The sequence below is a fragment of the Flavobacterium anhuiense genome (assembly GCF_004151235.1).
Classification (GTDB): Bacteria; Bacteroidota; Bacteroidia; order Flavobacteriales; family Flavobacteriaceae; genus Flavobacterium; species Flavobacterium anhuiense_A.
In genome coordinates this window covers 21,199-33,462 of record NZ_JUIV01000007.1, presented here as the reverse complement: position 1 = coordinate 33,462, position 12,264 = coordinate 21,199, and the positions used below count along the sequence as shown (strand labels likewise).

Below are 12,264 nucleotides of genomic sequence, written 5' to 3'. Positions count from 1 at the left end.
TTAATATTTTCCAATTGCTTCAACACCTGTATCTGAAAATCTTAAAATTTCTGTTGTAATCGGATATCCAGAGTTATTATATTCATCAAGAACTACAGAACCAAGGCGTTGCGAAAAATATTCAAAATCTTTTTCAGCAAAAATATAACAAAAATCACTTACCGGAATTACAGCATAAAAAGGAAAACCAATATTATTTTCAACTAGATTTTTTATCTTAGAAGAAAAAAGACAAGAACTTTTAAGTGACACTTCTTCAACATTAATCATTCCTAGTTTATGATTGTCTATATCTTCAAATTCTATCTTTACTTTATCTAATAGAATCCCTAAATTAAAATCTGCTTGTTTTTCTAAATCTGTAACGTCTATTTTCCAATCTGATAAATCGTCATTAGTTATAAACGAAAAACCATTATTAAGATTTAATGCAAAAACTTTACTAAATTCACTAGTTACCTTTTCATTTATAATATTTTCAAACTCAAAGTCATTTGGAACAAACTGCAAATATATTTTGTCTTTTACTTGTTCCCAATCTTCAATTTTAAATGAATGCTGCACAATTACTTCTACTAAATCAGCAATATGTCTTTCATCAAAATCTCTTTCGTAATTTCGTCTAACATTCTCTAAACTAACTTTCAGATCAGTTTCTCCGATATTGACATAAATGAACCCATCCGCATCAATTGACTCAATTCTTAATCCATTTCTTTCTAGTTGTTTTTGAAATTTATTAAAAACAACATCATCTTTCTGATTATTATTTGCGGAAAAATTAGACATAATTATAAAAGTTAGTTTAAACTAAAAACTACAAAAGCCCATTATATTTCCTAACAAACCATTCCGTTGTTAAGAGAGCTGCAATCAAAATCAATAACCAAACCCAGTCAATAATTGGAGTTTTACTTGAAATATTTTTTTCAATTGATTTATATTCTTTGTTTTCTAAAAGCGTATTAATCAATTGATCTGCTTGATCTTCGAAGAACACTTTTCCTCCAGTTTGCTGTGCCAATTGCTGCAATTTAGCTACATCTGGATTTACAAATTGTTTTTCGATATCAAAATCTAAAATCTCAAAATGACTTGCGTATGAAGTATTTGAATTTAATTCTTTTACTGTAAAGTTATATTTTCCAGCTGGAAGCCCTTCCAAATTAGCCGAAAAAGAATTGCTTCCTTTTAGTAAATCGTAATTTTTAGTTTGTTTGGTTGCTGCATTTACCACGCTGATTGTAAGTCTGGCTTTTTCGTCAAACTCATAATTTTTGTTGAAATACTGCGCGTTGATGATAATTTCTTCTCCCGAATTATAAAAGCTTTCATGAGTTACTACCAAAGATTTTTTTGAAGCCGATGACGCCAAATATTGAATGATTTTATCAATAAAAACATCATACTTTTCAAATGACTGATTGTCAACATGACTTTGCAAACGCCATTTCCAGCTATTTTCTCCAAGAAGAAAAGCAGTTCTTTTTCCTTGATTTTCGGCGAAAGCTAATAATGGAGCATTTGTAGAAACGTTTCTAATTTTTGATGAAAGCAAAACAGATACATTTCCATTTGTGCTGATATTTCCAAACGGATTTTGTAAAGGCGGAAAATTCTCAAAACCTATATCGTCGATGGCAAACAAATTAAAATCTGAATGGAATTCGCTAAGGAAATCTTCTCGCTGATTGCTCATTTTAAAAATCAGATTATTTTGCTGCTGATTTAAAAAATTAAAATCAGTATTGTTTCCTGTTATAATAAAGGTGTTTGTGCCTTTTAATTTATTATTATCAAATATCGGCTTGAAAGCTGTTGTTGGCTGATATAAAACCAAAACAGAAATATCTTGTAAATCATTGATTTGATTTGGTTTAGCCAATATTACTTTACGTTGTGCATTAACTTCAATCGAACGTTTTAAAGAAGCAATATCTGGATGATTTATTGCAGAAACAATAGCAATTGTAGACTTCTGATCAATAATTTCAACTGCAAAATTTTTGATATTGTTGTAGCTATTTTTTTCTTTAGCCGAAGATTGAATACTGGCTTTATAAATCTGTAATCCTACTTTATCTGCAGGAAGAAGCAAATTTAAAGAAGCTGTTTTCTTTGATGGTGAAAACGAAAGTTTTTCTTTTGCCACAACAGTATTTCCTTGCGAAATGGTAAATTCTGCATTGGTGGTTTTATCACCAGCATATTGCAGAAAAACTTCGACAGGAAATTTATTTTTATGAAACGCGTATTTGTTTACGTTCAATTGATTAATCTTTAAATCAAAAAAAGTGGTTGTATCTCCCACAACCAAAGGATAAACTTTATTGACAGGATCAAATCTATACACATAGTCGTTTCCTGTAGTTTGATTTCCGTCTGTAATAATTACCGTTGGGAAAATCAGATTTTTGTTGATACTTTTTAAATTCTTTGCTGCTTCGTCCAAATTGGTTTGATTTCCTTTAAAATCAAATTTATCTGAAGTTTTAAAATCGTTATCAAACTGATACGACTGAATTTCGAATTTTTCTTTTAAAGCAGGATTTGAAACTAGTTTTTGATATAATTCAACCGCTTTTTTATCAGATTTTAAAGCTACGATTGAGCTTGAATTGTCGACAACAATTGCCAAAGGCGTTTTGGTAACCTCTAAAGAATTTTTAGAAATTATCGGATTAATCAATAAAACCAATAATCCGAAAATGGCTAGAAAACGTAAAAAAGCCAAAAGTATAATCACATTAGATTTACTTTTGGCTTTGAAAAAATATTGAAAGTACGATAAACCACCAGCAATTACTAAAGAAAGCAATAATAAAAGAATCGTGTTTGTCGTCATATTTATTTAGTATTCAGTATCAGTTTGCAGTAAGCAGATTAAAAATTGTGATCTTTCCTGAGTCAGCTTAAAAACTTAGTACCTCAGAATCTTAGCAACTTAGAATCTTAGGTAAGCATTCCTCCACAAACATTAAGAACTTGTCCTGTTACATAAGCACTCATATCAGAAGCTAAGAAAAGACAAGCGTTTGCCACGTCTTCTGGAGTTCCACCGCGTTTCAACGGAATACCTTCTCTCCATCCTTTTACTACATCTTCCGATAATTTTGCAGTCATTTCAGTTTCGATAAAACCTGGAGCGATTGCATTGCAACGAATGTTACGAGAACCTAACTCAAGAGCTACAGATTTAGTAAATCCGATTGCACCAGCTTTAGATGCTGCGTAGTTTGTCTGACCTGCGTTTCCAGAAACTCCAACAACAGAACTAATGTTAATGATAGATCCAGCTCTTTGTTTCAAGAAAGTTTTCTGAATCGCTTTTGTCATATTGAAAACCGATTTCAAGTTTACATCAATTACTTGGTCAAAATCTGCCTCAGACATACGCATTAAAAGGTTGTCTTTTGTAATTCCAGCATTATTGATTAAGATATCTACAGTTCCAAAATCTGCTAAAACAGCGTCAACAAAAGTTTGAGCTTCGTTAAAATCTGCTGCATTAGATTGGTATCCTTTTGCTTTAACGCCTAAACTATTTAATTCTGCTTCTAAAGCTTCTGCAGATGCTGCAGATGAGCTATATGTAAAAGCAACATTTGCTCCATGTTTAGCAAAAACTTCAGCAATTCCTTTTCCAATTCCACGGCTTGCACCAGTAATAATTGCAACTTTTCCTTCTAGTAATTTCATATTAAGGTATTCGTTTTATTTTTTGAATTACAAATATAGATTATTTGAGCATTTAATAAAATTTGTAATCCAAAAAATGGCTTAAGAATTTCAGATGCTACTAAAACAAAAAAAACAGCTCATTTTATGAGCTGTTTTCCGAAAGTAAAAAACCATTTCGAAATTTGAAACGTTTTTTTTAATCTAATTATATTGATTATGGCAAATCAAACTCTGGAACAGGAATGATTTCAACAGGCTGATCAATACATGGTGCAATATACGGCGGCGTCATTACACCACCTTCTCCTGTTTGGCAATCCCAAAAAAATTCTCCAGCTTTAATACTTCTTTGCTCATCGCGATTCAAAATCTCTACTCCTTTAAAATTTAAAATTGATTTTAACATAATAATTAGTTTTTTGATTTTTGCTAACTCAATCCTTTTTTGTCTGTTGAGTTTTCAGACATTTTAATATTTCGTCTAAATATAAGAAAATAAACGCAATACATGTTTAAAAAGAAAGTTTTAACTTAAAAAAATAAAAAACAGCTCATAAAATGAGCTGTTTCCCCCCAAAATAAAAAACAAAACTAAAAAAGTTTAAATGTGATTTTGTTTCGTTACAAAAAATATTACAATCATGACTATTGACATAATTAACATTCTATAAATAGCATGTTGAAATTCTTTCGTTCCACTAATTTTATCATTTTTTCTCTTTTGAATTAGACTCCATATCGTTACTGGAATAATTAACAGTATGGAAACGTACAAATAAGGCCTTAAATACTCATAATAATATCCATTTATAATAAGTAAACCTGTTCCCCAAAACAGTATTGCAATAGTTGCTGGTGAAAGTATTCTTTTAATCATAATATTCAGAAATTTTAAAGTGATACTATTTTGCTTCAGAAATTATGTTGGGAAAAGCAGCTCAAAGAATGAGCTGCTTTTTTTTATATTATTGAAGTTTCCAAGTTGTCATTCTAAACGGACTTGACGCACTTGTAAAAGTGTAAACAGGATCAGAATAGAACAATCTGAAACTTTCTGCTTTTACGTAAAGCCCTTCAGGATCCATAAAATATTTATCTATACTCGCTAAGAAAGCTGGTGTTGCTACAGTAGTATTTCCGTTCCATGATTTATGTTTTAAGATTGCTTTTTTACCTACTGCATCTTCTTGGACAGTCACATGATGTTGCAATGGATTTCTTCCAACAAAAGTGTAATAAATAAAAGTTCCAATAGAATGATTTGCATATATTTGGATTGATGCAATGCTTTGTCCTGCTGGTAAAGCTGCATTTACTTTTTCTAACTCAGCATAGAACAATGGTGAATTCGCAGGAGAATCTATAGTATAATCGTCTACAAAGAATCCAAACCATGCCAATGGCTGGCCAGGAAGCAAGAATTTATAATCGTCTGTAAGAACTAAAGGCTTAGTTGTATATTTAATTACAGCAGATACACCGCCTGTTCCTGTTGCTGTAAAACTTCCGTCGGCATCATTATATGTAAAATCCGACAACTTTTGTCCGCCTACTTCAACTGCTGGACTTACAATTATTCCTGTTGGAGTATAACCAACTCCCATGTTATAACTTACAGAATAACCGCTCTCAATAGAATTTGAATTGGCAAAACGGGTAGCCGCTGTAAATGAAAAATCAAATTTATGAACGGTTGTTCCATCATTGGTTTCCAGTAATCTAAAAAGCGGTCTTTCTTCACCTCCAATAACATTTTGCTCCATTACAAGATTTTGATCTAAATTCAGCCAATCTTCTGCAGTTGCTTTTACAAAACGCAGTTCTCTGTTATTTCTATTGGTTCTGAAAATGATTTCTCCATTTTCTTGTCCATAATATAAGAACTGAAAATCCCCTAAATACCCTTTCGCTCTTAAAGCTGGAATTGGATAGTTGTCTGAATCTGATAAAAGGTGAATTCTATTTTTTGTCGTAAAAGTCAAACTTACTGTACTTCCTACTTGAATTGCATACTCACTTTTATACGTTTTTGTATCAGCATCAAAATCAGAAGCCATTTGTACAGTTCCATCTTCTGCGAACCTAAACAAATGAGTATATCCTCCTAAAACTGTATTGTCTGTAAAATAAACCGCTTTCCATCCGTATTGCGATGAAAGTAATGCATCATTCAACTCAGACTTTTGCTGGTTTAAACGCGCTGTCGGTGTTTCATTAAAAAGTTGTTCTGCATCTGTATTATTATTACATGCAGTCAATTGCAGTATTAAAATAGCTGCAAATAAATACTTATATAGTTGTTTCATTTTCATAATGCTAATTTTAATTTAGTACAGATGTTGTATTCTTTTCTGCTTCATCTCTTAAAGCATAAAAATCCATATTGAATGCTTCTTTGAAATATTTTACCACAATCGCTTCTTTTGCTTTTAAAGCTTGAAGAGCAAATGGACTCTGAATGCCAGCTAAAAATGCAGCATATTCATCTTTTGTGTAAATTAGAATCATTGCAGCTGTTTCTGCAAAATCTTCATTAATATTAGATCTTGCATAACTTGTAATAAATCCAAGCTCATTAGATTCTTCGATTTCATAATTGTACCAATCTGCTGTGTAACCTCCTGGTGTCAACGTTTTCCAAGTTTTTTCATCAAAAGGTTTATTTTGATTTAAAATATGGATATACTCGTGCTGAATCGTGTGTATAAACTGCGATACGTTTTCACGGTCTGCTTTATCGATATAATCTGTTTCAAATAAAGTAACTCTCTGCCCTCCTTCGGCTAAACCTAAAGTTTTTGTTCCAACACTATTTAAATTAACTCCACCGACCAATACAATTTCTCTTGGAGCAATCTTCTTTACAAAGTCTGGACCTCCGATTGCTGCATAACTTTTTAGCCATATTGTTTCTACGATTTCAAGTGCAGGTTTTACTTTATCAACTTCGGGCGGGAATAAATAACGACTATTATCTACAGTGTTTTGATTCCATTTATATTGTACGTTAATATTGTATGGGTTTAAATACGTAACATCAATCCAGTTATCTAAACTTGTTTTTTCTGGCTGCGTAAAGTCTAACTGGCTTTCTCCTGGAAGGTCATCACTTCCACATGAAAACAGCGTTATTGAAACTAGTGCTAAAACCGCAATTTTATTATATTTTAATAATTTCATAATTTTCATTTTTAAGATTATCTAGGATTTAGTTCTAAGCCAGTGCTTGAAGCGTGCAACGGAATCTGCAAAGCTCTTCTGTTGTCGTCTTTTACTAATATGTTAGCCGGCTTGTTTGATGTCTCATGTTTTACTACAATGTTAAAACGTTTAATATCAAACCATCTAAGTCCTTCGTGTATAAAATCTCTTCTTCTTGTTTCTGCAATTGCTTTTACATAAGAAGTCTGCACAGGCGTCATACTGTAAAATGGAGTATACTCATCTGCAATTACAGGAAATTTTGCCACTACTTTAGCCTCAGTCAATCGATCTGTTGTTGGGTTATATGTCGGAGTTCTTGTTGCCAAGAAATACTCCAATTCTTCGGTAGCTGTATCTATTTCTCCTTTCATAACGTGAGCTTCAATTCTGTTCAAGAAAAACTCATCATTGCTTAGCAAAACTTCAGCAACATAAGGATCTCCAATTCCTGCAGTTACATTAGAATACTTAAAGTATTCATAAAACTTAGGAAGAAACAATGTAATACTACCGTTTGAAGAATAGAAATTATAATAATACGCTTTATTAAAAAGATTTGTTGTACCCCCAAAAATTTCTGGACGACGTAAACCTGATAAATTAAAGCGGTTTAAAGAATATAATCTTCCTACAATAGTGTTTGCTGAAACGATTAATAAATTGGTTTCAACATCACTTGCTCCGTATTTTAATTGTTGGTCTTCTACACCAATAGATTCGTAAGTAGAAAAATCTCTTAACTTCCCTATTGGTCTTGATCCTAAATCATTAGACAACTCAATTACTTTATCCCAGTTTCCTTTTACTAAATAAAATCTACTCGCAAAAGCTTTTGAGGCTGCTATATTAAAATGAAATTTTGGTTCTTTATAATCGTTTGTCACATATTTCAAACCTTCTTCGATGTCTTTTTCAATAAAAGCGAAAACTTCAGCAACTGTATTCCTTTTGTATTTTACCATTAGCTCTGTTTCTGGTTTTGTCACATAAGGAACTCCTAAATCAGAATCGGCAGTTGCTGGATTGTAACGTTTTGACCATAATGAAACTAGCATATAATGAGAATAAGCTCTAGCCATCAATGCTTCACCTTTTTGTGGATTTAAACTTGCTGGACTACCTAGTTCTTCTATTGCTTCTAGTGCTTTGTTTGCGTGTGCGATTGCTTTATAACAAGCATCCCAATAATACGCTTGAGTATCAATATCAGTTGCTTCTGTATTAATTTCCCAATTGTAGTTCTGCTCGTTTCTTACTAATGTTGTAGCTAATCCACTATCAAAAACATTATCAGACATAGTTTCAGCAATCTCAAAATAACTCATTTGAGGATAAGCTTCTACTAATAATTCTTTAATTTTCTCTGGTGTATCAATTTCTGTTCTATTATCTGGTTTCTCTGATAAGAAATCATCACAGCTAGTAATACAAATCAGTATTATTAGGGATAATGCTATTTTTAAGTTTTTCATGATCTTGACTATTATAATGAAAGGTTTAAAGTAAATGTGTATTGAGATGTTACTGGTAAAGCAACCCCTCCAGAATTACGAAACTCAGGATCTTGCCCATTTAATCTTTTATCAGAATAAATTAACCAAGGATTTACTGCCGAACCTTTTAATGTAAAAGTGCTCACTCCAATTTTTTTCTTGAAATCACTTGGGAATTCCCAGCTTAATGATATATTTTTCAATCTGATAAAATCTCCATCTGCAATGCGAACATCTGAATAATTGTAGGTATTATAAGCTCTTGCCAAAGTACGCTCACCACCATAATTGGCATTCAGGCGTTTGTCTGCGATAACTGGCACATTTGTGTAATTTTCATCACCTGGATTAATCCATCTGTTTGTAAAATCTTTTGTAAATACTGTCAAGTCGTCATAAGTACTATCATAAACAGGGTTTAAACGAACTTTATTTCCTCCTGAACCTACAATGAATACATATAAAGACCAGTTTTTATATGTGAATGTGTTTGCTAAACCAATTGATTTATTTGGCTCAATTGATCCCTCATACTTTAAATATTTTGTAACATTTAAATTATCCTGAAAATTGGCGTCAGTAATATTGTTTTCGGCTCCATCTTGCAATTTGAATGTTGGAAGACCTTGATTGTTTAAACCTGTAAACTGATAAGAATACAATGAATTTCTAGGATGTCCAACTGTATTACCTCCGTTTGCATCAATTAAATCAAATGCGGTTGGCGTATTTTGCAATTTTGTAATTTCTTGGTGGTAAATAGAAAAATTAAGGTTTGTTGACCATTTAAAGTCCTTACCATTAATGTTTTTACTTGTAATTCCAACCTCCCAACCTTTAGTCTCCATGTCGGCATTATTACCTTGTCTGATTCTCTGACCTCCAATTCCAGATGTAATTACGTAATCAACCAAATCAAAAGCTTTACGACGATAAACATCTGTTGTTAATTGAAGTCTGTTATTGAACATTCCAAGATCAAGCCCGATATTTGTTTCGTATTGTTTTTCCCAAGTTAAGTTTCCGTTCTGCAATTCTTCAATACGAATTCCAGACTCTCTGTCGTCAAGTCCAAAACGGTCTGTAATAGCACTTTTGTAAATAGCCAAAGAGTTTGTTGCCGGTCCAGCAGTTGCTGTTAAACCATACGATGCTCTTACTGCTAATGTATTGATTGATGAAACATCTTTCATGAAGCTTTCTTCGGCAACATTCCATTTTCCACTAACAGTATACGTTGGCAGCCATCGTGATGAATCACTATTTCCTTGTCGGTTAGATCCATCATAACGCCCTGTAAGAGAAGCTGTATAACGACGATCATAAGTATAACCTACTTTACCAAAGAAACCTACAGTTCTTTCTTTTTCTTCATTAAATCCATAATACGAATCCCCCGCATTAATTATTTTTTCAATAATTCGTGGATCTGTAAAAGCTGTTAAACCTCTATCGTATTGTAATCCTGCTGCAGTAAATTGATCGCTGGTTCTATCCACCACTCTCATTTCAGTTCCAAATAAACCTTCTACCTCATGTTTTTCGCTGAATATATTTCTGTAACTAACACTGTTTCTTAAATTATAAGAAGTCATGTCATTGGTAAATTTTCTTAGGAATCCTCCGTTTGGCAATACAGATTCTTTTGGAGCCGTTAAATCATTAGGGTCTTGGTATAAAAATATGTTTTGATCTCTTACAAGAGTATTTACTCCATCTTCACCAATTGCTGTTCCTGCTCTGTAGGCTCCAACAACGTTTGAACCTTCTAAGATTTTATGCTCACGGCTTGTGTTTGCATAACGAGCAGAACCCGTTAAATTATAAGTCAAGTGCGGATTAATCTTGTAATCTAAATCCAATTGAAAACGAATATCTTTCACTTCAATTTCCATGAAATTATTAGCTAATTCGTTTATTATATTCATTCTGGCCCAGTTATTTCTGTAGTACTCTAAATTACCATTCTCGTCATAAGGGCGTAAAGTTCTACTTGTATTTAAAACATAATTAAATGGGTTAATATCAAAGTCACGAGTTACTTTACCAAAAACGACATCTTTTTCGCTTTCATAACTTCCTGGAGCACCTTGATCTCTAATAGACGCTAATGTAGATAATGTGATGTTCAACTTGTCATTTACGTAGAATGTCCCTTTTATATTACTAGAGATTTGTTTAACATCATCGGCAATAGTCCATCCTGGATCTGTATAGTAACCCAATGATGCATAAAAAGTATTGTTTTTTCCTCCACCAGAAAAGCTTAAAGAGTGGTTTTGTGTAATTGAAGGTCTAAATAATACATTGAACCAATCTGTATTTGCCTGCTCGTATTTTTTTAAGAAATTGTTACGGCTTACTGGATCATTATTAACTAAATAAGTTCCTGTTTCTGTATTATATGTATTTATTGCTCTTCCTAAAATGTTATATGCGCCGCCATATCTTCCGTTAACTGTAGAAGGCAAATCTAAATAACCTTTAGCTTCCATTTCTTTAAAAATACTCATGGACTCTTGAGAATTTAAAATATCAAACTGGCTATAATTCGGAACTGTCCTAACCGTTTGTTCTAGTCCATAAGAAATTTTTAATGGAGAATCTCTACGTCCTTGTTTTGTTGTTACAACCACAACTCCATTTAATGATCTCGAACCATAAATCGAAGTAGCCGATGCATCTTTAAGAATCTCAATACTTTGAATATCATTTGCACTTAAACCAGCTACAGATGAGCTTAATAAAGTCTCCGAATTTCCAGATGCTAAATCTGCAAATGACATATTAATAATATCTTCTTGAACAACACCATCGATAACCCATAATGGCTTTGTATCTCCAAAAATTGAAGAAGAACCACGAACTGTAATTTTAGGTGCCGTACCAAAAGTTCCTGTAACATTTTGTACTGTAACCCCCGCTGCTTTTCCTTCGATCATTCGGCTTACATCAACCACACCGTCAACTTTTAATTCAGTGCCAGAAATTTTACTGATCGCTCCAGTGAATGTTCTTTTTGAAGTTTTCTCGTAACCTGTTGTAACGACAACCTCTTTAAGATTTTGCCCTGCCTCTGTCAAAACAATTGTTGGATTGGGATTACTAATTCCAATTTCTTTTGTTTCCATTCCTACATAAGAAATAACCAAACGATCTACATTAGCAGGCATTTCAATAGAAAAGTTTCCATCAAAATCTGTTAAAACAGCAGTTTTTGTTCCTTTTGCCATTACGGTAGCACCAGGAAGAGGCGAACCACTCTGATCTGTAACTTTTCCTTTAATGATTGGACCAAAAGCTAAAACTTCAAATAAGGCATCATGATTATTTGCATAAGAAAACGAACTTGCAGAATTCTTTTGCAATACAATCTGGTTACTCACTTCAGAAAAAGTAATATTAAAAGGAACCAATATTCTGCTCAAAATACTAGACAGAGTTTCTTGATTTGCTTCTATACTTACTTTCTCTCCAAGTTGAGGAAGTCTTGAGTTATAGGAAAATTTTACATGAGCAGATTTCTCGATTTTAGATAAAGCATTGTCTAAAGTTAGGTTATCAACTGTAATAGTTACTTTAGTATCTAATTTTTTCTGCCCATTTACATTATTTGCGAGGGTAACGCTTGAAAATACAAGCGCTAACACAAACTGAAACAGCGTTATTTTCATGATTTGGTGAAGTAATCGTTGCTTGACAACAGGTTTTTTCATAATTTTGGTTTGTTTTGATTAATACTATTCGAGTGTATTTTAAGAAACATCATAAATTATCCTTTACAGAGAGTAATTTATTCAGATTTAAGTGTCGATAATGTTACAGCATTCTCGGCACTTTTTTTATGTATTCGTTTTTCACATAGGCAATTACAAATTATTTTTTT

The 12,264-nt window shown here is 32.5% G+C and carries 8 protein-coding genes; all 8 read right to left on the bottom strand.

What is annotated here, in order from left to right:
- Positions 1 to 789: a hypothetical protein gene (locus tag NU08_RS10610; protein WP_129747093.1), complete on the bottom strand. Its 789-nt coding sequence runs from the start codon at positions 787 to 789 to the stop codon at positions 1 to 3.
- Positions 790 to 817: 28 nt separating this feature from the next.
- Positions 818 to 2,845, bottom strand: a complete 2,028-nt coding sequence (locus tag NU08_RS10605; RefSeq protein ID WP_129747092.1) for a hypothetical protein — start codon at positions 2,843 to 2,845, stop codon at positions 818 to 820.
- Positions 2,846 to 2,952: 107 nt separating this feature from the next.
- Positions 2,953 to 3,699, bottom strand: coding sequence for a 3-oxoacyl-[acyl-carrier-protein] reductase (fabG, locus tag NU08_RS10600; RefSeq protein ID WP_008464066.1), 747 nt, complete (start codon positions 3,697 to 3,699; stop codon positions 2,953 to 2,955).
- A 196-nt stretch (positions 3,700 to 3,895) separates the two neighbouring features.
- Positions 3,896 to 4,087, bottom strand: a complete 192-nt coding sequence (locus NU08_RS10595) for a hypothetical protein (RefSeq protein WP_129747091.1) — start codon at positions 4,085 to 4,087, stop codon at positions 3,896 to 3,898.
- A 559-nt stretch (positions 4,088 to 4,646) separates the two neighbouring features.
- Positions 4,647 to 5,987 carry a DUF4302 domain-containing protein gene (locus tag NU08_RS10590; RefSeq protein WP_317126355.1) on the bottom strand — a complete coding sequence of 447 codons (1,341 nt, stop codon included), beginning with the start codon at positions 5,985 to 5,987 and terminating at the stop codon, positions 4,647 to 4,649.
- 16 nt (positions 5,988 to 6,003) lie between these two features.
- Positions 6,004 to 6,861 carry a putative zinc-binding metallopeptidase gene (locus tag NU08_RS10585; protein ID WP_129747089.1) on the bottom strand — a complete coding sequence of 286 codons (858 nt, stop codon included), beginning with the start codon at positions 6,859 to 6,861 and terminating at the stop codon, positions 6,004 to 6,006.
- Positions 6,862 to 6,878: 17 nt separating this feature from the next.
- Positions 6,879 to 8,357 (bottom strand): RagB/SusD family nutrient uptake outer membrane protein, encoded by a 1,479-nt coding sequence (locus NU08_RS10580; RefSeq protein WP_129747088.1) that lies wholly within the window; start codon positions 8,355 to 8,357, stop codon positions 6,879 to 6,881.
- An 11-nt stretch (positions 8,358 to 8,368) separates the two neighbouring features.
- Positions 8,369 to 12,094, bottom strand: coding sequence for a SusC/RagA family TonB-linked outer membrane protein (locus tag NU08_RS10575; RefSeq protein ID WP_129747087.1), 3,726 nt, complete (start codon positions 12,092 to 12,094; stop codon positions 8,369 to 8,371).
- Positions 12,095 to 12,264 lie beyond the last annotated feature (170 nt).